A 20,813-nucleotide genomic window follows, 5' to 3' on the forward strand; every position below is an offset into this window, starting at 1 on the left:
GCGTTCAACCGCGACGATGGGAAAGTTTGTCCGCGGCAACCGCGAGAATCACCAGCATGCCGGTGATCAACACCTGGTAGACCGAAGAGACACCGATTAGCGTCAAGCCATTGCGAAACACGCCGACGATCAGCGCGCCAAGCAGCGTTCCGCTAATCGAGCCACGTCCGCCGAACAGACTCGTGCCACCCAGCACCACCGCCGTAATACTGTCGAGGTTCTCGGTTTGCCCCGCCTGCGGATCGCCGACGCCGGTGCGCGAAACGGATAACAGCGCGGCGATGCCATAGATCGCACCGGCCAGCGTATACACGGTGAGCAGGATCTTCTGCGACGAGAGGCCCATCAGGCGTGCGGCTTCGGGATTATTGCCGAGCGCGTACAGATGCCGGCCGGGCACGGTGTCGCGCAAGACGAACCACGTCGCCCCATACATCAGCAACGTCAGCACCGTGCCGTAGGTGACGTCAGCAGGGCCGAGTTTGAAGGTGTTGCCGAGGAACATGATCGCGTCCGGCAGGTTCGAGACGCTCTCCGCGTTCGAATAGATCTGCGTGAGCGCGAATGCGATGTTCAGCGTACCGAGCGTGACGATGAAGGCGGGCAGTTTGATGCGCGTGATCAGCACGCCGTTGAGCGCGCCGAACAACGCGCTCGCGGCGACGCCGCACAGAATCGCGAGAACGGGCGGCACGCCGAGCGTGACCGCGAATTTGGTCATGATGATCGAGCCGAACGCCATCACCATCCCGCACGAGAGATCGATCCCGCCTGTCAGCACGATCAGCGTCTGGCCGATGGCGATGACTGCGACCACCATGGTCTGCTGCAGGATCAGCGAGAGGTTCTGGAACGACAGGAAACGGTTGCTCTGCGAAATGAAGAAGCCGCAGGCCAGCAGCAGGGCGATCAGCGGTCCGATTTCAGCGAGCGACGGCAAGCGATCGGTGAAGGTGCGTGGGTGGCCGGCGGGCGCGGAAGGTGTCGACATGATTGGTGTCCTCGATGCATGAACGTGGCGGGCAGGCCACGTGGCAAATTCGGAAGCTGGCCATCTGGTGTACCGGGCGATCCGCGGGGTATCCCGCGGCCGGCGGTTCAGTGGCTGGCAATCCGTGAGCGGCCCAGCGAAGTGGGCCGCTGTTCAGTGCGCGTTACTTGTTGCCCCAGCAGTTGTCGAGGCCGTACTTTGTATCTTTGCTGTCGACGCCGGACATCGGCTTGTCGGTGATCAGCGTCACGCCGGTGTCCTGATAGCCGGAGACCTTCTTGCCGGTCTTCGCATACTCGACACCCGCCGTCACGCCGAGCGAGGCCATCTTCAGCGGATACTGCTGCGAGGTCGCGGCAATCGCACCGGCCTTCACGTTACGTACGCCTTCACAGCCGCCGTCGATGGAAACGATCATCACGCTCTTGTCCTTGCCCGCTGCCTTGAGCGCGCGATACGCACCCGCTGCAGCCGGTTCGTTGATCGTGTAGACCACGTTGATATCCGGCGATTTTTGCAGGCAGTTTTCCATCGCCGTCTGGCCCTTCGACTGATCGCCGCGGGTGTCCTGGCTGCAGACGATCGACGGATCGCCTTCCTTCACGCCGAAGCCTTCCAGGAAGCCGTTATGACGCAGCACGCCGACTGAGACGCCGGGTGCGAGGTCAAGCGTCGCGATCTTCGCGGGCTTGCCGTTCATGGCGGCTTTCGCGTACTTGCCGATCAGCACGCCGGCTTTGAAGTTGTCGGTGGCGAAGAGGGCGTCCGTGGCATCTTGCGGATCGGTCGGCGTGTCGAGTGCGACCACCATCACGCCCGCAGCGCGCGCTTTCTTGATGCTCGGCACGATCGCCTTGGTGTCGCTCGGCGTGATCAGAATCGCTTTCGCGCCGGCCGTCATCATGTTTTCGATGGCGGTGACCTGGCTCGCGTTGTCGCCGTCGAACTTGCCGGCGGCGGTGAGCAGCTTGGCGCCGTCTTTCGATGCCGCTGCTTCGGCGCCCTGTTTCATCTTCACAAAGAACGGGTTGGTGTCCGTCTTGGTGATGAGGCCGACGACAGGCTGGTCGGCCGCCTGGCTCGCGCTCGCACACCACACGGCCGATGCCGCGACGCACATCGATACGATTTTCCTGGCGACAGGGTGCCTGCGGGAATTCAGATTCATGGGACGCTCCTCCGGTTATTAGTCACGACGTTGTGAACTGCGGGTGATTGCACACGCGAACGCTGCGCGCTTGCCGCCTGTTTGCGATCTGGTTTCGAAGCTGATGCGACTCCGTGGTCGTCCGAAATCGATCGCTTAAATCACTTTGGTTGATTTAGTAGAGCAGGCGTGGGGACGGGAGTCAAGGAAACGCGCGGGGAGGGGGGCGACGCGCCAAAGCTGCCGCCAAGGCTATGAGCCTTACGTGACGTGGCTTTGCGGGAGTGGTGCGATGCAAGATCGAGCGCCGGGACTTCGGGAAAGTCCTGGCTCGATTGAAAGCTTATTGAAATGTTAGTTGATGCGTTGCGACGGTTTTGACTGTCGTCGCGAAGGCGTTAAGTGGTGGCCGAAAAGCAGCGATTCTCAGCGGCGATGACGGCAGACTTTATCTACTCCGTGAGAATCGTGGCGAGCGTGCCCGCAGGAACTCACCCCCGCGGCGTGAGCCTTTGACGCTTCGTTTCGAGTTGCGTAACGACACGCTGCAAGATCCGTTCAGCCGGCCCCGGCGTCGTCACGAACTTGCAGCCGATCACGAAGCGTACGTCGCCCTTCGGCGTAGTCGATTGCCGTGGCGCGACGATTTCCAGATCGAGGAGAAGCGTGCCGAAGCTGCCCAGTTGCAACGTAACGTCGCGCAATACGGTGCCGCTTTCAAGCGAGCCGAAACGCGCATCGGCAGTTTTCAACGCCACGCCGCCCAATGAAAGATCCTGCAGTTCGAGGCTGAACGAACCGCCGTCCACATACGGCCCGCTAGCGATGTACGGATCCAGCACGGGCGTTTGCACGCGGAAGAATTCGCGGCGCTGAACGTAGTACAGGAGCGTAGGGAAGGCTGCCTCGAAAGCCGGGCGTCCTTCGAACATGATCGGGTCTGCGTTGAGCGTCGTGAACTCCGTGCGAATGCCGCCCGGCAAACTGCGAAAGATCAACTGGCGCGCTGACGGCAGCGCGTAGTTGTCCAGCTCCGTACTGCCGGCGTCGAAGATAAAGCGGGCGTTGCGCGAATCGACTTCGAGTACTTGCGTCACGATCTGGCGGCCGTTGAATTCCACCGTCACGAAGTCCTGTCCGGCCATCAGCTTGCGCAGGCAAACTGCGATTTGCAAGGGATGGCGCTGCGCGAAGCGCGAGTCTGCGTCGGTGGTCTGTTCGGCGAGATCGGCGTCCAGCAGAAGAGCGGCGTTCATTTGAGTATCCATGCTTGTTATGGCCTTGGCCTGGCCGGTTGGGGGAGCGCAGGCGGCATGTGAGTCATGCCGGCGCTCAGCCTTTGCCTGCTTTATTGCAGGGACCGTGCCAACTGCATGGATGGACTGATTGAAACGCTGTTTTTGCCGCGGACCCGCTTGATACGGGCGTTTGCGGACGGCGGCCCGGGAGGTGGGGCGGCCGTGGATGGGGTTCGCTACGTAACGTCCTCGATATTGTTACGGCCACGTTACCTCGGGTGCGGCACCCCGGTCGACGCGCGCACAACCAGTTTCGGCGCCGAGGAAATCCGCATCGGCACGCTTGCCGTTGATTGATGACCTGCTTGCCCATACGACGATTCGATCAACTCGCGCAGCAGCGATACCGCCAGGTCGGCGACTTCGACAGTCGGCACGGCGACTGTGGTCAACGCAGGCCGCGACTCTCGCGCCAGTTGAATATCGGTGATGCCGATCACCGACAGATCGCCCGGCACGTTCAGACCAAGATCGGCGGCGGCGTGCATCGCGCCGAGCGCGGGCAGATCGTTGGTCGCGAAGATCGCGGTGAGTTTCGGATCGGCTTCCAGCAGCGCACGCGCCGCGGCGTAGCCGCCTTGTATCGTATCGGGCGCATGCTTGACCCGTCCTTTCGGCGCGCCGGCCGCATGCAGCGCATCGACAAAACCTTCGTAGCGCGCTGCGTGAATACCCGAGGCCTTGCTGCCGACAATCGCGCCGATTCGCCGATGGCCGAGCGTCAGGAGATGCGTGCCGGCCAGTTCGCCTGCCAGACGAAAATCGACCGCTACACATGGCAGCCCCGGCGGCTCATTGGGCCGCTCCCACATGCACAGCACCACGGGCGTGCCGCGCGATTCGGTCGTATGAAGGTCTGCAAAGTCCAGGTTCGCATTGGTGACGAGCACACCTTCGGAAAGCGTCCCTGCGATCTGGTCGAGATAGGCACGCCCGGTCAGTGGATCTTCGTTCGTATTGCAGATGATCACGAAGTGACCGCTGCTGCGCGCCGCGTGTTCGACCGCGAGCGCGAACTCCGGATAGAACGGATTGGCAATGCTCGACACCATCAACGCCAGCGTCGGCGCGCGGCCCTCGGCGAGCGCGCGGGCGGCCAGATGCGGGCGGTAGCCGAGCGCGGCGACGGCGTCCAGCACCCGCTGCCGGGTGCTCGCGCCGACCCGGCCGCGATTGCGCAGCACGTTCGACACCGTGGCAGGGGTGACGCCGGCGTGACGCGCGACTTCGCTAAGGGTTGTCATAATGCGTATTCAATATTTGGGATGGGTGTCCGACATTTGCATCAAAGCCCAAGGCGCGGCACCATTTGCCGCACAGACAAAACGATATCGGAGACAGGTAAGGCCCCAGCGATCGGTAGCGATCGATTTTTTCGGCCCTGCTGATTAAGCGCTTAATCTCCGACGTCGAGCCGATTAAATCACGGAGTCGATGCGATGGCGAGCATTTCGTTGAAGGGCGTGCAGAAGGCGTATGGCGACGGCGCGCTAGTGATCCGCGATGTCGATCTGGAAATCGGCGAGAACGAGTTCTGCGTATTTCTCGGTCCGTCCGGTTGCGGCAAATCCACTTTGCTGCGGATGATCGCCGGCCTTGAAGACGTAACCGACGGCGACCTGTCGATTGCCGGCCGCCTCGTCAACGACGTCCCGGCGGCGCAGCGTGGTGTGGCGATGGTGTTCCAGAGCTATGCGCTGTTTCCGCATATGACCGTGTTCGAGAACATGGCCTTCGGCCTCAAGCTGGCCAAAACCCCCAAGGACGAAATTGACCGCAAGGTGCGAGAAGCCGCGCGCATCCTTCAACTTGAAGCGCTGCTCGAGCGCCGGCCCAAAGCACTGTCCGGCGGCCAGCGGCAACGGGTGGCGATTGGCCGGGCCATCGTGCGCGAGCCGGGCGTGTTTCTGTTCGACGAGCCGCTCTCCAATCTCGATGCGACGCTGCGCGGCCAGACCCGCATCGAAATCGCGCGGCTCCATAAGCAGTTCGCCAAAGCCAGCGTGGTGTACGTCACGCACGACCAGATCGAAGCGATGACGCTCGCCGACAAGATCGTGCTGCTGCATGCGGGTAAGGACACGGAGCGCTACGGCAGCATCGCGCAGATCGGCGCGCCGCTCGAGTTGTATCACCGGCCGAAGAGCCGCTTCGTCGCCGGTTTCATCGGATCGCCGCGGATGAATTTCCTGCCGGGGCGGGTGGCGTCAATTGATCCGCAGGGCGTGGTTGTTACGCTCGATCACACTGACGAAAACGTGCGCGTGCCCGTCAGCGGCGAAGGACTCCAGGCGGCGCAACCCGTCACGCTCGGTGTGCGCCCCGAACACCTGGAATTCATCGACGCGGCTGCTTCTGACAACCCGCAGGACGCCGTTCTGATCCGCATCGTTTCCCTCGTCGAACAACTCGGCGAGCACAGCTATGTCCACCTCGATCAGCCCGGCGGCGCCACGCTGATCGCCAAGGCGCCCGGCGACACACGTCTCGCGCCGGGCGACCGCGCGAGCTTGCGCGTCTCCAGTCGCGCTTGCCACTTGTTTACCGAAGACGGCTTTGCCGCTGCTTCGCTCGAATCCGTCGAACACTACGCATAGAGGACATTCGGATGCGCCTTGGAGTCTGTTATTACCCGGAACACTGGCCGGAGTCGATGTGGGAAGACGACGCTCGCCGGATGAAAGCACTCGGCATCGAGCAGGTGCGTATCGCCGAATTTGCGTGGAGCCGGATGGAGCCAACGCCTGGCGAGTATGACTGGGGCTGGCTCGATCGCGCGGTCGATGTGCTCGGCGCGGCCGGCTTGCAAGTTGTTATGTGCACGCCCACCGCGACGCCGCCCAAGTGGTTGATCGACCGTCATCCGGACATTCTGCCGATCGGTGCCGATGGTCGTCCGCGCGCCTTCGGCTCACGCCGTCATTACGATTTCTCCTCGCCGTCGTATTTCACCGCCTCGCAGCGAATCTGCACGGCGGTCGCCGAGCGTTACGGCAAGCACCCGGGCGTTGCCTACTGGCAGACGGATAACGAATTCGGCTGCCATCACACGGTGGTCAGCTATTCGCCGGCGGCAGTGGGGCGCTTTCGCGAGTGGCTCAAGGCGCGCTATCAAACGATCGATGCGCTGAACCGTGCGTGGGGCACTGTGTTCTGGAGCATGGAGTACCGCAGCTTCGACGAGATCGACGCGCCGGTGGCGACCGTCACCGAAGCGCATCCGTCGCACCGGCTCGATTACCGGCGCTTCGCTTCCGACGAAGTGGCGCGCTATAACCGCATGCAGGTCGAGATTATCCGCGCGCATTCGCCGGGGCGGCCGGTCGCACACAACTTCATGCAGCTCTTTACCGAATTCGATCACTACAAGGTGGCGGCCGATCTGGACATTGCCGCATGGGACAGCTATCCGCTCGGCGCGCTCGAAGAGCAGTGGTTTGCGCCGGACGTGAAAGCGCGCTGGTTGCGCAGCGGGCATCCCGACTTCGCGTCGTTCAATCATGACGTGTACCGCGGCATGTCGAAGCTGCCGTTCTGGGTGATGGAGCAGCAGCCGGGCCCGGTGAACTGGGCACAGTGGAATCCGGCGCCGCTGCCCGGCATGGTGCGGCTGTGGAGCTGGGAGGCGTTTGCGCACGGCGCGGGCTGCGTGTCGTATTTCCGCTGGCGCCAGGCGCCGTTTGCGCAGGAGCAGATGCACGCTGGTTTGAATACGCCCGACAACCGGCTCGATGTGGGCGGCAACGAAGCGGCGCAGGTCGCCGACGAGATTCGCGCGGTGCTCGCCGCGAACGCCGACGCTAACGCTGCGATCCGCTCGAAGGTTGCGCTCGTCTACGACTACGAAGCGAAGTGGCTCTTTGAGATTCATCCGCAGGGCGCGGACTTTCACTATCCGCGTTTCGCATTCGAGTACTACTCGGCGCTGCGCTCGCTCGGATTGGATGTCGATATCGTGCCGGTGGATGCGGCCCTCGACGGCTATCGTTTGATCGTCGTGCCGCCGCTGCCGGTTGTGCCTGCGGATTTCGCCGCCAGGCTGGCGAGCTCGGGCGCGCAAGTCGTACTGGGTCCTCGCACCGGTTCGAAGACGGCGGACGTGCAGATTCCGGCGAACCTGCCGCCGGGCGCGCTCGCTTCTGTGTTGCCGCTGCGTGTGTGGCGTGTCGAATCGATGCGGCCGAATGTGACCGAAGCCGTGCTGCTCGTGGATAACCAGGACGCGATTCCGGAGGACGGCGTGGCGCGCCACTGGCGCGATTTCATCGACAGCGATGCTGCGGATTCGCTCGACGTGCGAGCCCGTTTTGCTGACGGTCATCCTGCTTATGCGAAAAGCGGCGCGTTTCATTACTTCGCGAGCCTGTTTGACGATGCGCTTACGGTCCGCCTTCTGAAGCAGATCGCTGAAGAAGCGGGCGTCGAAACGACATCGCTCGGCGACACCGTGCGCTTCAGCCGTCGCGGCGCGCTGACCTACGTGTTGAACTACGGCGACCAGACGCACACGCTGGCCAATGTCGCCGACGACGCTTTCGTGATCGGTTCACGCGCCATCGAACCGCAAGGTGTGGCCGTCTATCGATCCGGCAACTGATTTATAGGGCTGAACGAAGGATTCCATGCAGTAACAACAACGACGCAAAATCAAGGCATAAAGGAGACAGCAACATGGCACTGAAACCTCGCAAGATTCTGCTGGCACTTGCGCTGGCCGCGGCCGCCGCAGGCGTGTCCGTCGTCAGCACGGCGCAGGCCGGCACGCTCGCGGTCAACATCGCATTCAAGGGCGCAAGTCAACGCGCAGTCTGGCAGTCGATCATCGACGACTTCAAGAAAACGCATCCCGGCACCGACGTGAAGGTGTCGTTCGTCGACGAAGAAGCGTACAAAGTTCAGTTGCCCGGTTGGCTCTCCACCGTCGCGCCCGATATCGTGAACTGGCATGACGGCGAGCGCATGGCGTATTACGCGCAGCGCGGCCTGTTCGAGGATCTGAGCGGCGACTGGGCGAAGAACGGCTGGAACGACATGTATGCGTCGACGAAGGAAGCGTCGTCGTATAAGGGCAAGCAGTACGCCGCGCCGACCGTGTATTACTCGTGGGGTATGTTCTATCGCAAGGACCTGTTTCAGAAGGTCGGCATTACCGGCGAACCGAAAACGTGGGACCAGTTTCTCGATGACTGCAAGAAGCTGAAAGCGGCAGGCATTACGCCGATTGCCGTGGCGGGCCGTGATTCATGGACGCTCGCCGGCTGGTTCGATTATCTCGACCTGCGCCTGAACGGCAACGCGTTCCATCAGAAACTGATGGCGGGCGATATCGCGTACACCGATCCGCGAGTGAAGAAGGTCTACACGACGTGGAAGCAACTGATCGACGCCGGCTATTTCATCGACAATTCGCTTTCCTACGATCTGGATGCGGTGCAGCCGTTCCTGTTCCAGGGCAAGGCTGCGATGATGCTGATGGGCACCTTCATCACGGGTGGCTTCCCGCCGAACGTCAAGCCGGAAATGGGCTACTTCCAGTTCCCGATCATCGACGCGAACGTACCGACCGCCGAAGACGGCCCGGTCGAATCACTGCATATTCCGTCGAAGGCGAAGAACAAGGCGGATGCGCATGCCTTCCTGGCGTTCGTCCAGACGCCGGAAAATGGCGCGAAGCTGGCGACCGGGCTCGGCTCGCTGTCGGCGAACAGCAAGTCGCCGGAACCTGAGGATCCGATTTCGAAGATCGGCTTCCAGATTCTCGCGAATACGAAGGGCGGCATTGCGCAGTTCTACGATCGCGACATGACGAAGGAAATGGCCGATGAAGGGATGAAGGGGATGCAGCAATTCATCTCCGATCCTTCGAAGCTCGACGAGGTGCTCGCGCAACTCGAGCAGACGCGTAAGCGGATCTATAAGAAGTGAGGGGTGGCGGCTCGGTCGTAGGTTTTGGCTTGGGCCGCTACTTGCGGTATTAGATTTGTAACCATGCTGCATGGAACCAGAGTAAGGCGTCAAAACGCCAACTCTGGTCGACAGGAGAATGATCGTGTCGCATTCCGTCACCCGTCACACAGTCGGCGGTCCTGCCGAACCGGGCGGTTCTGGCTTGCCCGGTTCGAGCGCACCGGCCTCGGGCGGTGCATTGCGCGGCGGGCCGCCTGGCGCGGCGCGCCGGCGCCGTCCGTCGCCGACCGCGCGCCGGCAGCGGCGAGCCGCTTTCCTGTTTCTCGCGCCGGCCTGCGTGATGGTGGCGATCTACGTCGTGTGGCCGATCATTTCGACCATGCGCCTGAGTTTTTTCAACTGGGACGGGATGACCGACCCATCCTTCGTCGGCCTCGCAAACTATATCGAGTTGTTCCATACGCCGACGTTCTACACGGCGCTGAAGAACAACCTCATCTGGCTGCTGTTGTTCCTGCTCGCGCCGCCGATGGGGCTCGCCGTCGCGCTCTATCTGAATCAGGCCGTAGCCGGCATCCGCATCGTCAAATCGCTGTTCTTCGCGCCGTTCGTGCTGTCGGGCGTGGTGGTCGGCTTGATCTTTTCGTGGTTCTACGACCCGACCTTCGGCTTGCTCGCGGTGATTCTCGGGCACGGCGTGCCGGTACTCGGCGACCCGCGTTACGCGACCTTCGGGATCGTGTTCGCCGCGCTGTGGCCGCAAACCGCCTATTGCATGATTCTGTACTTGACTGGCCTGACGTCGCTGAACGCCGAGCAGATCGAGGCGGCGCGCATGGAAGGCGCACGCGGCTGGTCGATGCTGTGGCATGTGATCCTGCCGCAGTTGCGGCCGACCACGTTCATGGCGATCGTCGTCACGGTGATCGGCGCGCTGCGCAGCTTCGATCTGATTTCGGTGATGACGAGCGGCGGACCGTTCGAAAGTTCGACCGTGCTCGCGTACTACATGTACGACCAGGCGATCAAGTATTACCGCATTGGGTATTCCGCGGCGGTGGCGGTCGTGCTGTTCGCCATCATGCTGGTGTACATCGTCTATCACCTGCGCCGCATGCTGCGCACCGAGCAATAAGGAGCCGATCATGTTTCCAATCCCGATCGACAAATGGAAGCCGGTGACGCGCCGCGCGTACAAACTGACCTTGCCGCTCGCGCTGCTGATCTGGTTGCTGCCGATGATCGCGGTGCTCGTGACGTCGGTGCGCTCGACGGAAGAATTGAGCGAAGGCAACTATTGGGGCTGGCCAAAGCACTTCGCGATGTTCGATAACTATCGCGAGGCGCTGACGACCTCGCCGATGCTGCATTACTTCTGGAACAGCGTGCTGATTACGGTGCCCGCTGTGGTGGGTTCGATTGCGCTTGCGGCGATGGCAGGGTTCGCGCTAGCTATCTATCGGTTTCGCGGAAATTCGACGTTGTTCGCGACGTTTGTTGCGGGCAATTTCGTGCCGGTGCAGGTGTTGATGATTCCGGTGCGGGATCTGTCCTTGCAGCTCGGTTTGTTCAATACGGTAAGCGCGCTGATTCTGTTCCATGTGTCGTTTCAGACTGGATTTTGCGCGCTGTTTCTGCGCAATTTCATCAAGCAGTTGCCGTTTGAGCTGGTCGAGGCGGCGCGGATCGAAGGCGCCAATGAGTGGACCGTGTTCTTCAAGATCGTATTGCCGTTGATCCGTCCCGCGCTGGCGGCGCTGGCGATTCTCGTGTTCACGTTCGTGTGGAATGACTACTTCTGGGCACTGTGTCTGACGCAAGGTGACGATGCTGCGCCGATTACCGTAGGTGTCGCGGCGTTGAAAGGACAGTGGACCACGGCGTGGAATCTGGTTTCGGCGGGGTCGATTCTTGCCGCGTTGCCTTCGGTCGCGATGTTCTTTGCGATGCAGAAGCATTTCGTGGCGGGGTTGACGTTTGGGGCGACGAAGGGGTGAGGTAGGCGCTGGTAGAAACTCAACGTGCAACTTTCCTCGGGCTAGCTCACGTTGAAATGCACACGGATGTCCTGTCGGCTTTCAACCGGATGTCCCGCTTGCATCGCTGGAAAGAATCGCCATTTACGCAGCGTTTCGAGCAGGATCTGATTGAGGCGCGGGTTGGCGGTCGGCTTGATGAGTTCGACACCGACCGAGCCGTCAACATGAATGGCGAAGCGAGCCGTCGCGACGGTTTGATACGCCTGGTCACGTAAATCGTCAGGGAGTTCCGGCAACGGTTGGGCAATGGCGTGTGCGGTCACCTCGCCGGATGACGTGGCTGATGGCGTGGCGTTTGCTCTTTCTTCGGAAGAGGGGCCCGCGGCACGCGCAGGCGGCTCGGCTGCCGGCTTCGGCTCTTGAGTCGTGGGCGCCGACTGAGCAGGTGCAACGCTTTGTACCGATCGCACATCCGGCTTCGATGGGACAGATGGCGTCGTGCTTGCTCGTGCTGACACGCGAGGGCGCGGATCGGCAGCTTGTCGAGGCTTTTCCGGTGCGACCGGAGCTGGCGAAGTGTGCGCAACCGGAGCCTTCGGCGGATCGAGTTCCACCACACGCATCTCGAGTGGTTTGTCAGGCACACGTACAGACGGCGACGTACCCAACCAACTCCCCAACTGAAACAGGAACCCGATCCATACGACTAGCGCGACCAGCACCGCTAGCGCAATCCGTATCCGCGGAGAATCGTCCACAGTGTCCGCGAGGCGCATCCGGCTACTCACGACGCACGGCGATCAAAAACCGCTCAGCGCCCGCGCGGCGCGCAGCCAGCATCGCCTGAACGACCACGCCGTGACCCGCCGCGTCGTCGGCGGCGATCACAACGTTGCCGTCCGCTTGCAGCAGACGTTTCACCGCCGGTTCGACCTGATCGAGATGGACGGACTGATGGTTCACGAATACCTCATTGCTGCTGTCCACTGAAATAGTCAGCGGTTCATGGGCCGCCATCTTTTGCGCGCTGCCGGCAGGGAGATTGACCTTGAGCGCGTCGAGCCGCTGCATCGCGAGCGATGCGAGCATGAAGGTCGCCAGCAGAAAGAACATCACATCGATCATCGGAATGATTTCGATGCGACCACGCTTCGCCGCGCGCGAGCGCTTGAACTTCACGGCTGCGCTCCCGCTGACGTATCGGCAACGGCAAGACGGATTTCGCTGAGCCGCGCATTCGCGAACGACTCGAGTTCATCCATGAGTCGTTCGAGTCGACGAGAAAAATAGTTGAACGCAAAAAGCGCGAACAGGGCGACGACGAGGCCAATCGCGGTTGCCACGAGCGACTGTGCCACGCCGCCGGTCACGCCACCCGGATCGACGAGACCATCGCCGCCGAACAACTGGAACGAATGCATCATGCCGACGATAGTGCCCAACAGACCCAACAGAGGCGCCGCCGTCACGATGGTTTCCAGCACCCAGAAACCTTTGCTCATGTCGCGTTCGATTTGCACGGCAACCGATTGCGCCTTCGCCTCGCGCAGCCACAGCGGCACAGAAGGATCGGGCGCCCACGGCGCGCTCATGCGTCTGAATGCGTTCTGACTGGAGACATCCTTCAATCTGCCGGCCCAATCAAGGGCCGAGCCGGGCGCTGCAATCTCGTGTGTGCCACGCAACGTGCCCGACAACCGCCCAAAACGCACAAACACATAGGCCCGGTCGAGGGCAATGGCGACTGCCAGAATGGCGAGTATCGTCAGCGGATAGATGACCCATCCGCCTACACGTACCGCCGCTAGAACGCTTGTCCAATCTTGCATGCTCTACCTCTTCGTAGCTGGACGGAATCAGAAATGCTTAGTGACGCCGGCGTAGACGGCGAAATGCGGGCCGTACTGCGGTGCGCCGACACCGATACCCGACCCGTCGCGCAACTCATAGACGCGATTGAACGCGTTGATCACGACGAGGCGTGCATCGAATTTGCCGATGAGCGGCTGATTGAAGTGCTGTATCACACCGAGATTGACTTGCGCATAGAGCGGCAGCCGATCCGTGTTCGCAAAACCGCTGCGCAAACCGCTTCCTACGAGTCCGTCGAACGTGAATGTCGTTCTGCCGAGATCGTAAGTTCCACCGAACGACGCGGTGATGCGTTGGTCGTGATCCAGATAGACCCAGTGATTGTTGATGTAGGCGAGTTCCGCCGGATCGAAATTGAACTGCGCTGAATCTATCTGCGTGCCCTGCGCACGGCTCCACGCGAGATTCATGTACGCGGATACGTTGTCCTGTTTGTAGTTGGCCGTGAACTCAACTCCATACACGCGCCCCTCCCTGTAGTTGAACGGCGTGAAGATGAGCGCGGAGCCGAACTGTCCTTCATCGAGCAGGTTCGCCGACTTCTTGTAGTAAGCGTCGAGTCCGACCGTCACGTTAGATCCAAGACGCTGCGTCACGCCGAGATCGAAATAATGGCTGCGTTCCGGTTGCACCTGATCGTTCTGGTTCGATGGACTCTGGTTGGTCGTGCCATTGAAGCGGCTGATGGTCGAGCCGGACACCAGTTCGAACGCGGGCGGCGTGAAATAGCGCGCGTAACCGGCATGGAGCGTCGTGGCCGGCGTCAGCGCATAGACGAGACCGATGCGTGGGCTAAGCTGGCTTGCGCTGACATATTCGTCCATCTTGTCGTAGCGCAGACCATAGTTCAGCGTGAGCTTGTCCGTGATTTTCCACTCGTCCTGTACGTAGGCGCTGTACAGATAACCGGTCTTGCTGCTGGAGTCCTGAATATTGAAGGGCTGATCGGAAAGTTGGTTGCCGTTGCTGTCCGTCGCGAATACGTTGACGCTGTCGTTAAACACGGCGTGTTCTTGCTGGAAGAAGATACCTGCCCGCACCGTATGCTTGTCGTTCAGCCGCCAGGTCGTGTCCACCTGTGCGCCATTGGCCGAGTTGCTGTGAAAATCCTGCGACGCCACCCCGTTGAAGAGCAGATCGCCGACTGGGTCGGGATTGAATTGCGTCCGCGTGTAGCGGGTAAACAACGCAACCTGATAGTCGAGTGCGCCGCCATTGGTGCCCTGGAGGGCCACCACCGCGAAGTTGTTCAACTCCGATTGCGTTTCGTTCAGTTGACTCGAATCGAACGTGTTGCTGCCGTTGAGTGTGAAGTTAGTCGGCAAGCCGGGTGTGTTGGGAATTTCGAACTGGTTGCTCGTCGTGCCGAACATCACGCTCACACGGGTGAGCGGGTTGATGATGTACGACATGTAGCCGAACGCATCGCCTTGACGGGTGTGATCGTGAATCGCGTTGGCACTCGCAGTGGGATTCTCGATCCCGAGGTTGTTCATGCCGAGCGAGCCACTGAAGTAGTAGCTGAACGGCCCCTCACTGCCGAATACGTCCGCGCTGGTCTTGATCGTCTGATGGCTGCCGCCGAACACGTCGATGGAGCCACCGTTGCCGGCATCGCCCGTCTTCGTGCGGATGTCAACCACGCCTGCCGTGCGGTAGCCGTACTGCGCCGGTAACGCGCCGGTGAGCAGGTTCACCTGATCGATGATGCGGGTGTCGAGTGCCTGGCCGAAACCGCTGATCGGCTCGGGAATGATGATGCCGTTGATGCGGTACTGCAGGTTCGCATGGTCGCCGCGCACGTGCAGTTGTCCGTACGAGTCGCTCGCCACGCCGGGCGCCTGGAGCAGCACCTGGTTCAACGGCGTGTCTTGCCCCGCGGGCAGCGCATTGATATCGGCCTGGCTGAAACGGTACACGCTGCTGCCGGTTTCCGGCAGCAGTCCGTTGCGGGCTCGATCGAGACGCTTAGCGTTCACCTGAACGTCAAGTGTGTCGCTTTGAGCGAGTTTGACGCTTACTGCGCTTTCTGCACCTGCTGTCGTGGTTGTCACGCTGCTGCCGCTCGCAAATCCCGGTGCCGTAACCACGATCGCATAAGTGCCCGGTGTCACGTGGCCGATCGCAAAACGGCCGTCTGCATCCGTCTTTGCCTCATTGACTGCGGCACCGCTTGCGTTCTGAACGCTCACGGTGGCATTCCGGACGGGCTTGCCAGCTGCGTCGGTGACGGCGCCCGTCACCGAGCCTTCGTCGGGCGCGGCATGGGCATGAGCGGCGATAGCGAACAGCAGCAGGGCTGCATGGGAGACACGCGTGCGGTTTTTCATCGTTATTTGTTCAGGGTGAGCACTGGGTGGAGGTGTTTTCTGTCTTGCTGACGTTTTTTCCAGGACGAAGTACGGATGACCAGGCGTGCGCTGACCGGTCCCGATCAAGCGGGCACCTTGTCGTCATTCGTTGCTAGGAATGTTATATCATTACATCGCAAAACAAAAATGACAACCCGATGGAGGGCATGGCGAGCTATTGGGGAAATAGAGGAAGGGAGTTTTACGCGTGAGTGGCGGTCCGGATTCGGACCGCCGTAATCGTTCGGCGCGAGGGGAGGGATGCTCGCGCGCAGCGGTTTCGACGAACGGTTTGCCCGTCGTCGCCGATGACCCTCGTGTCACGAAGTCATCGGCGAGCGTTCAGGCATTTACATCAACCGGACTGCAGACTCAGTGTCGGAAGCCGTTGCTCTTGATATATGCAGACAGTTTCGCGATATCCAGACTGCCCCATCCGGTCGGATAGTCCCAACCGGTGGCCGCCTTGTAACCATAGCCGCCATAGCCGTTGTTGCCCGATTTCACGTCGTGCACCAGCGAAGGCGTCGAGCTAATGGCGCTGTAAAAGCTGGCTGCGGGGAAGCCCAGGCTATTCGAATTCGCAGTCTGCAAACGCGCCCACAACCCGACGAAGATCGGCGACGCGAGGCTCGTCCCGCCGATCTGCTGCAGTTGACCATAGTTGTAAATCAGCGCACCCGTGCTCTGCGCCGCGTCGAAGGAAATGTCGGGCAGCAGGCGCCGGCCCGGCGTTCCGCTTACCACCGATTGCCACGACGGCTTCGCCTCGTACACGCTGTAGCCGCCGCCGGTCGCCCAGAGCTTGCCCTGAAGCCCGAACCACTTCCAAAAATGCATCGTCAACGGTCAGCTGCCGAAGTACGGCGAGCAGAAGCTTGCGGGGCCAACGCACGCCGGCATCGCCGCGCCTGCTGAACGAACGGGCGTGCTGGACGAGCGTTGGCCTGCCGCCGTCGAACCCGACATCGCCGGACCCTCGCCACTCGTGTTCATCTTCAGGCGCGCGGCCTGCTGCGCGAAGATCGGGTTGATCTCGGGGTACGACGCATCGGTCACGAGGAGCGAGCCGTTTGCTTCTGCCTGAACCAGTTCCTGGCGCACTTCCGCGCGGGTCTTTTCCTGTGCCGATGCCTGGGTGACTGCGCCGGCTGATGCAAGGAGGATCATCGAAAGGGTCATTGCAAGATTGAGTTTCATTTTGGATGCCTAATTAAGGTTGATTGAATCTAACGATCTATGTGATTGAGAACTACGTCTTTACTTGTCCACCAATGTGATCCACGTGCTGCTGAAGCTGCGCAGAAGCCTTTCTGCTGTCGCTCGTGGACCGTCTGTTTGCTGCCGTCCACGTAAGGGCAAACACACCGCTTGGCGGCTTATTCCAAATTTTTTCTGCAGCCCCGGGGGAATGGTACAAAACTTACATTTGCCTGAAGGCGCGGACAAAGCCCTGTACGCCACCGTACCGACTTCCCCCTCCTACGCGAGCACCGTCGTTGCAAGCCCTCTGCTTTTCTCCGTCACCGCCGAGCGAAACAGTTTCGCGTGACAAGGCTTCCCTGACCGATTTGTGCGCCATCCCCATTTCGCCCGGAGCGGCCAACCGCTTGATCGAGCCGATCACGCGGAATGCCATGTCACGCCCGGCGCAGCAGGGGCGCCGCCACGAGCGCAACACATCTATCAAGCACGCACGAAAGCGTGCAAGGGACACAAAATGTCAACCAGCGATTCGATTCTGGAGGAGCCGCAAGCCTTCCTTCCTCATGCCAGCGTGGCGGCTTACGCCGCGATCTCCGGCATGGATGCCTACCGCGCGTTGGTCGCTGAAGCGGAACGCGATTACACCGGATTCTGGGCGCGTCTCGCGCGTGAGACGCTCGCCTGGAAAAAGCCGTTCTCCATGGTTCTGGATGAATCGCGCGCGCCGTTCTATGAATGGTTCAACGACGGCACTCTCAATGCGTCCTACAACTGCCTCGACCGCCACGTCGAAGCCGGCAACGGTGAGCATGTTGCGGTGATCTTCGAAGCAGACGACGGCACGGTCACGCACGTCACCTACCAGCAATTGCTCGAACGAGTGAGTCGCTTTGCCAACGCTTTGCGAACGCGCGGCGTGAAGAAAGGCGACCGCGTGGTGATCTACATGCCGATGTCGATTGAAGGCATCGTCGCGATGCAGGCGTGCGCGCGCATCGGCGCGACGCATTCTGTCGTGTTCGGCGGTTTTTCGTCGAAGTCGCTCAATGAGCGGATCGTCAACGTGGGCGCGATCGCACTGGTCACCTGCGATGAACAGATGCGCGGCGGCAAGGCGCTGCCGTTAAAGAACATCGCGGACGAGGCCCTTGCGATGGGCGGCTGCGAAGCGGTGAAAAACGTTATCGTCTATCGGCGCACGGGCGGCAAGGTTGCGTGGCATGAAGGGCGCGACCTGTGGATGCACGAACTCACAGAAGCCGCAGCAGACACGTGCGAGCCCGAATGGGTCGGCGCGGAACATCCGCTCTTTATTCTGTATACGTCTGGTTCGACGGGGGTGCCCAAAGGTGTGCAGCACAGCACGGGCGGCTTCCTGATGTGGGCCGCGCAGACCATGAAGTGGACCTTCGATGCGAAGCGCAGCGACGTATTCTGGTGTACAGCCGACATCGGTTGGATCACCGGTCACAGCTATATCGCGTACGGCCCGACTGCGATCGGCGCGACTCAGGTCGTATTCGAGGGCGTGCCCACCTATCCGAACGCCGGCCGTTTCTGGGAGATGATCGCGAAACACCGCGTGACGGTGTTCTACACCGCGCCGACCGCGATCCGTTCGCTGATCAAACTGGCCGAATCCGATCCCAAAGTTCATCCGGACCGTTACGACCTGTCGACGTTGCGTTTGCTCGGCACAGTCGGCGAGCCGATCAACCCGGCCGCGTGGACGTGGTTCTACGAACACGTAGGCCATAGCCATTGCCCTGTCATCGATACCTGGTGGCAAACGGAAACGGGCGGCCACATGATCGCGCCGATGCCGGGCGCCACGCCACTGGTGCCGGGTTCGTGCACGCTGCCGCTGCCTGGCATCATGGCCGCGGTCGTCGACGAAACCGGGCAGGACGTGCCGAACGGGCAGGGCGGCATTCTCGTCGTCAAACGGCCATGGCCGTCGATGCTGCGCGGCGTCTGGGGCGACCCGGAGCGCTATAAGAAGAGTTACTTCCCCGAAGAGCTCGGCGGCAAGCTGTATCTCGCCGGCGACGGCGCGGTGCGTGACGAAGACACCGGCTACTTCACGATTACCGGCCGTATCGACGATGTGCTCAACGTGTCGGGCCACCGGCTCGGCACGATGGAGATCGAGTCGGCGCTCGTCGCGAACCCGCTGGTGGCGGAAGCCGCGGTTGTCGGCCGTGCCGACGAGACGACCGGCGAAGTCGTCGTCGCGTTCGTGGTGTTGAAGGGCGAGCGGCCAACTGGCGACCAGGCGATCAGAATCGCGACCGAATTGCGCAACTGGGTCGGCAAGGAGATCGGGCCGATCGCGAAGCCCAAGGAAATCCGCTTCGGCGAGAACCTGCCGAAAACGCGCTCGGGCAAGATCATGCGCCGCTTGCTGCGCTCGCTGGCGGCCGGCGAAGAAATTACCCAGGACATATCCACGCTGGAAAATCCGGCGATTCTCGATCAGCTCGGGTGATGGTTCGCGAAAGCCGCGAGATTGCCGGAACGTTTTTATCTTCAGGAGCAGGCCATGGCCAGCGCACCGATTCGAACCACGCTTGCGAACCCCGCGCCACTGGGTCTCGCCGGTTTTGCATTGACGACGTGGCTGCTCAGCATGATCAACGCCGGCTGGTTTTCGGGCGAGTCGATGGGGCTCGTGCTCGCCTGTGCGCTCGCTTACGGCGGGACCGCGCAGGCCATTGCCGGGATGATGGAGTTGCCGCGCGGCAATACCTTCGGCGCGACGGCCTTTCTAAGTTATGGAGCGTTCTGGTGGTCGTTTGCACTGTTCGTGCTCTTTTTACACGACAAGGTGCCGCCCGCGTTCGTCGGCTGGTATCTGTTTCTTTGGGGCGTCTTCACGTTTTACATGTGGCTGGCCACCTTTCGCTCGCCTCGCGCGCTGCAGTTCATCTTTCTGGCGCTCTGGATCACCTTCGGCCTGCTGGCTGGAGGCGAGTGGACGGGCTCAGGCCTCGTCCGGATGGCGGGCGGCTATATGGGGCTCATCACCGCGGCGCTGGCGTTCTATCTGTCCGCAGCCGACGTGATCAACGAGGTGCACGGGCGAGTGGTTCTGCCGGTCGGCGATCCACGGGTGCTTAGCCGGCATGCTGTGGCGCTCTGATAGACCAGTTGGGCGGCGCGCGCAATCCGCGAGCGTCGAACACGCACCACGTTGCGTTGAGCAGGCACGAGGCAAAACGTTATGAACCTGTCGGGAAAAGTGGACGGCGACGGCTGGACGGTCACGGCTTGTGCACGTGAAAGCGGCACCGAATTTGGCTGTCTGATCGGCACGAGCGTTGCCGTGCCGGACGGCGTGGTCGTGCGTGAATTCACCCACGACAGGACCTTCAGCACGCAGCAGGAGGCCGTGCTGGATGGCCTGAAGCAAGGCATGTCGTGGGTGGACCTGACGACCTCGAATACGATTTGCGCTGCCTGACGGCGCCGTATTTCCCACCATCGCCGCGACATCAAGCGCCCCGGCTCTAGTGCGGCGGCATCTCATACATCACAGCGGCAACGTCGGCATGCCCCGGTTTGGCCGACTCCACGTGCGTGGTTTGCGCCTGGCGGCTCGGTATCAGCAATACCGGACAGCACGCACTGCGCACCACGCGTTCGGCGACGCTGCCGAGAAACAGACGCTTGAAGCCGCGCCGGCCGTGCGTGCCGAGCACCAGCAGGTCCGCATTGAATTCGTTGGCCGTGATGCGGATGCGCTCCGAAATATCCTCGCCGATCGGCTCGACGTCCACCATGCGCGGCGTGCCGGCCACGTTTTCGTGTTTCATGCGCGCCAGTGCGTCTGCTAACAGTCGTTTACCTTCTTCCACGAACGCGTCATGCAGGATCGTCGGATCGTAGCCGGAGGCGTCGTACGCCATTAGCGGATTGTCGACGACATAGAGCGGCTGCAGTTGCGCACCGCTCTCGCTCGCGAGTTGCAAAGCGGCGTTGAATGCATGCTCGGACGTGTCGCTGCCGTCGATCGCTACCAGAATGTGTTTATACATATCAGCCTCGAAGAGTTTGTTCAAA

The 20,813-nt window shown here is 61.4% G+C and carries 18 protein-coding genes and 1 pseudogene; 8 read left to right on the forward strand and 11 right to left on the reverse strand.

Features of this window, described 5'->3' with window-relative positions; translation table 11 throughout:
* Positions 1–4: 4 nt before the first annotated feature.
* From KHO33_RS00255 to KHO33_RS00270, 4 genes are all read right to left on the reverse strand, one after another.
* Complete coding sequence (locus KHO33_RS00255; protein WP_054039033.1) at positions 5–991, reverse strand: ABC transporter permease; 987 nt, start codon at positions 989–991, stop codon at positions 5–7.
* Between the two features lie 163 nt (positions 992–1,154).
* Positions 1,155–2,159, reverse strand: coding sequence for a sugar ABC transporter substrate-binding protein (locus tag KHO33_RS00260; RefSeq protein ID WP_054039031.1), 1,005 nt, complete (start codon positions 2,157–2,159; stop codon positions 1,155–1,157).
* 470 nt (positions 2,160–2,629) lie between these two features.
* On the reverse strand, positions 2,630–3,394 hold the full coding sequence (locus KHO33_RS00265; protein ID WP_200562217.1) for a flagellar brake protein: 765 nt from the start codon (positions 3,392–3,394) through the stop codon (positions 2,630–2,632).
* 251 nt (positions 3,395–3,645) lie between these two features.
* On the reverse strand, positions 3,646–4,680 hold the full coding sequence (locus KHO33_RS00270; protein ID WP_054039028.1) for a LacI family DNA-binding transcriptional regulator: 1,035 nt from the start codon (positions 4,678–4,680) through the stop codon (positions 3,646–3,648).
* 195 nt (positions 4,681–4,875) lie between these two features.
* Here KHO33_RS00270 and KHO33_RS00275 point away from each other — a divergent pair, with 195 nt between their 5' ends.
* The 5 genes from KHO33_RS00275 (at position 4,876) to KHO33_RS00295 (ending at position 11,340) form a co-directional block, all read left to right on the forward strand.
* The gene (locus tag KHO33_RS00275; RefSeq protein WP_200562215.1) at positions 4,876–6,033 is read left to right on the forward strand and encodes an ABC transporter ATP-binding protein; all 1,158 of its coding nucleotides are present in this window, start codon (positions 4,876–4,878) and stop codon (positions 6,031–6,033) included.
* 11 nt (positions 6,034–6,044) lie between these two features.
* Positions 6,045–8,033 carry a beta-galactosidase gene (locus KHO33_RS00280; RefSeq protein WP_200562213.1) on the forward strand — a complete coding sequence of 663 codons (1,989 nt, stop codon included), beginning with the start codon at positions 6,045–6,047 and terminating at the stop codon, positions 8,031–8,033.
* Positions 8,034–8,107: 74 nt separating this feature from the next.
* Entirely contained in the window at positions 8,108–9,361 is a 1,254-nt protein-coding gene (locus KHO33_RS00285) for an ABC transporter substrate-binding protein (RefSeq protein ID WP_200562211.1), read from the forward strand.
* Positions 9,362–9,479: 118 nt separating this feature from the next.
* Positions 9,480–10,478 (forward strand): carbohydrate ABC transporter permease, encoded by a 999-nt coding sequence (locus KHO33_RS00290; protein ID WP_200562209.1) that lies wholly within the window; start codon positions 9,480–9,482, stop codon positions 10,476–10,478.
* A 10-nt stretch (positions 10,479–10,488) separates the two neighbouring features.
* Positions 10,489–11,340, forward strand: coding sequence for a carbohydrate ABC transporter permease (locus tag KHO33_RS00295; protein ID WP_054039020.1), 852 nt, complete (start codon positions 10,489–10,491; stop codon positions 11,338–11,340).
* A 41-nt stretch (positions 11,341–11,381) separates the two neighbouring features.
* Here KHO33_RS00295 and KHO33_RS00300 read toward each other — a convergent pair whose 3' ends face one another.
* The 6 genes and pseudogenes from KHO33_RS00300 to KHO33_RS00325 all read right to left on the reverse strand — a co-directional run bounded on the left by KHO33_RS00300 (position 11,382) and on the right by KHO33_RS00325 (position 16,745).
* Positions 11,382–11,945, reverse strand: coding sequence for a TonB family protein (locus KHO33_RS00300; RefSeq protein WP_234480435.1), 564 nt, complete (start codon positions 11,943–11,945; stop codon positions 11,382–11,384).
* 157 nt (positions 11,946–12,102) lie between these two features.
* On the reverse strand, positions 12,103–12,501 hold the full coding sequence (locus KHO33_RS00305; RefSeq protein WP_054039016.1) for an ExbD/TolR family protein: 399 nt from the start codon (positions 12,499–12,501) through the stop codon (positions 12,103–12,105).
* A complete protein-coding gene (locus KHO33_RS00310) occupies positions 12,498–13,151 on the reverse strand; it encodes a MotA/TolQ/ExbB proton channel family protein (protein ID WP_200562205.1) in 654 nt (217 codons plus the stop codon). The genes KHO33_RS00305 and KHO33_RS00310 overlap by 4 nt, the downstream gene beginning before the upstream one ends.
* A gap of 27 nt (positions 13,152–13,178) precedes the next feature.
* Positions 13,179–15,524 carry a TonB-dependent receptor gene (locus tag KHO33_RS00315; protein WP_200562203.1) on the reverse strand — a complete coding sequence of 782 codons (2,346 nt, stop codon included), beginning with the start codon at positions 15,522–15,524 and terminating at the stop codon, positions 13,179–13,181.
* 393 nt (positions 15,525–15,917) lie between these two features.
* Positions 15,918–16,355, reverse strand: a pseudogene (locus tag KHO33_RS00320) (peptidase S53); the annotation flags it as partial.
* Positions 16,356–16,394: 39 nt separating this feature from the next.
* Complete coding sequence (locus tag KHO33_RS00325; protein ID WP_200562201.1) at positions 16,395–16,745, reverse strand: DUF4148 domain-containing protein; 351 nt, start codon at positions 16,743–16,745, stop codon at positions 16,395–16,397.
* A gap of 520 nt (positions 16,746–17,265) precedes the next feature.
* Between KHO33_RS00325 and acs the strand changes: the two genes are divergently transcribed.
* The 3 genes from acs (at position 17,266) to KHO33_RS00340 (ending at position 20,214) form a co-directional block, all read left to right on the forward strand.
* Positions 17,266–19,239 (forward strand): acetate--CoA ligase, encoded by a 1,974-nt coding sequence (gene acs / locus KHO33_RS00330; protein WP_200562199.1) that lies wholly within the window; start codon positions 17,266–17,268, stop codon positions 19,237–19,239.
* 54 nt (positions 19,240–19,293) lie between these two features.
* Positions 19,294–19,893, forward strand: coding sequence for an acetate uptake transporter (locus KHO33_RS00335; RefSeq protein ID WP_093645383.1), 600 nt, complete (start codon positions 19,294–19,296; stop codon positions 19,891–19,893).
* An 81-nt stretch (positions 19,894–19,974) separates the two neighbouring features.
* The gene (locus KHO33_RS00340; RefSeq protein ID WP_054039003.1) at positions 19,975–20,214 is read left to right on the forward strand and encodes a hypothetical protein; all 240 of its coding nucleotides are present in this window, start codon (positions 19,975–19,977) and stop codon (positions 20,212–20,214) included.
* Positions 20,215–20,260: 46 nt separating this feature from the next.
* Here KHO33_RS00340 and KHO33_RS00345 read toward each other — a convergent pair whose 3' ends face one another.
* Complete coding sequence (locus KHO33_RS00345) at positions 20,261–20,788, reverse strand: universal stress protein (protein ID WP_093645387.1); 528 nt, start codon at positions 20,786–20,788, stop codon at positions 20,261–20,263.
* Positions 20,789–20,813: the final 25 nt, after the last annotated feature.

This window comes from Paraburkholderia nemoris, from assembly GCF_905221015.1.
Lineage (GTDB): Bacteria > Pseudomonadota > Gammaproteobacteria > Burkholderiales > Burkholderiaceae > Paraburkholderia > Paraburkholderia nemoris.

Excerpts from the sequence above, each read along its gene's own strand:
- KHO33_RS00255 (WP_054039033.1), bottom strand. The coding sequence starts at position 991 with ATGTCGACACCTTCCGCGCCCGCCGGCCACCCACGCACCTTCACCGAT.
- KHO33_RS00260 (WP_054039031.1), bottom strand. The coding sequence starts at position 2,159 with ATGAATCTGAATTCCCGCAGGCACCCTGTCGCCAGGAAAATCGTATCG.
- KHO33_RS00265 (WP_200562217.1), bottom strand. The coding sequence starts at position 3,394 with ATGAACGCCGCTCTTCTGCTGGACGCCGATCTCGCCGAACAGACCACC.
- KHO33_RS00270 (WP_054039028.1), bottom strand. The coding sequence starts at position 4,680 with ATGACAACCCTTAGCGAAGTCGCGCGTCACGCCGGCGTCACCCCTGCC.
- KHO33_RS00275 (WP_200562215.1), top strand. The coding sequence starts at position 4,876 with ATGGCGAGCATTTCGTTGAAGGGCGTGCAGAAGGCGTATGGCGACGGC.
- KHO33_RS00280 (WP_200562213.1), top strand. The coding sequence starts at position 6,045 with ATGCGCCTTGGAGTCTGTTATTACCCGGAACACTGGCCGGAGTCGATG.
- KHO33_RS00285 (WP_200562211.1), top strand. The coding sequence starts at position 8,108 with ATGGCACTGAAACCTCGCAAGATTCTGCTGGCACTTGCGCTGGCCGCG.
- KHO33_RS00290 (WP_200562209.1), top strand. The coding sequence starts at position 9,480 with ATGATCGTGTCGCATTCCGTCACCCGTCACACAGTCGGCGGTCCTGCC.
- KHO33_RS00295 (WP_054039020.1), top strand. The coding sequence starts at position 10,489 with ATGTTTCCAATCCCGATCGACAAATGGAAGCCGGTGACGCGCCGCGCG.
- KHO33_RS00300 (WP_234480435.1), bottom strand. The coding sequence starts at position 11,945 with ATGCGTGTGGTGGAACTCGATCCGCCGAAGGCTCCGGTTGCGCACACT.
- KHO33_RS00310 (WP_200562205.1), bottom strand. The coding sequence starts at position 13,151 with ATGCAAGATTGGACAAGCGTTCTAGCGGCGGTACGTGTAGGCGGATGG.
- KHO33_RS00315 (WP_200562203.1), bottom strand. The coding sequence starts at position 15,524 with ATGAAAAACCGCACGCGTGTCTCCCATGCAGCCCTGCTGCTGTTCGCT.
- KHO33_RS00325 (WP_200562201.1), bottom strand. The coding sequence starts at position 16,745 with ATGAAACTCAATCTTGCAATGACCCTTTCGATGATCCTCCTTGCATCA.
- acs (WP_200562199.1), top strand. The coding sequence starts at position 17,266 with ATGTCAACCAGCGATTCGATTCTGGAGGAGCCGCAAGCCTTCCTTCCT.
- KHO33_RS00335 (WP_093645383.1), top strand. The coding sequence starts at position 19,294 with ATGGCCAGCGCACCGATTCGAACCACGCTTGCGAACCCCGCGCCACTG.
- KHO33_RS00340 (WP_054039003.1), top strand. The coding sequence starts at position 19,975 with ATGAACCTGTCGGGAAAAGTGGACGGCGACGGCTGGACGGTCACGGCT.
- KHO33_RS00345 (WP_093645387.1), bottom strand. The coding sequence starts at position 20,788 with ATGTATAAACACATTCTGGTAGCGATCGACGGCAGCGACACGTCCGAG.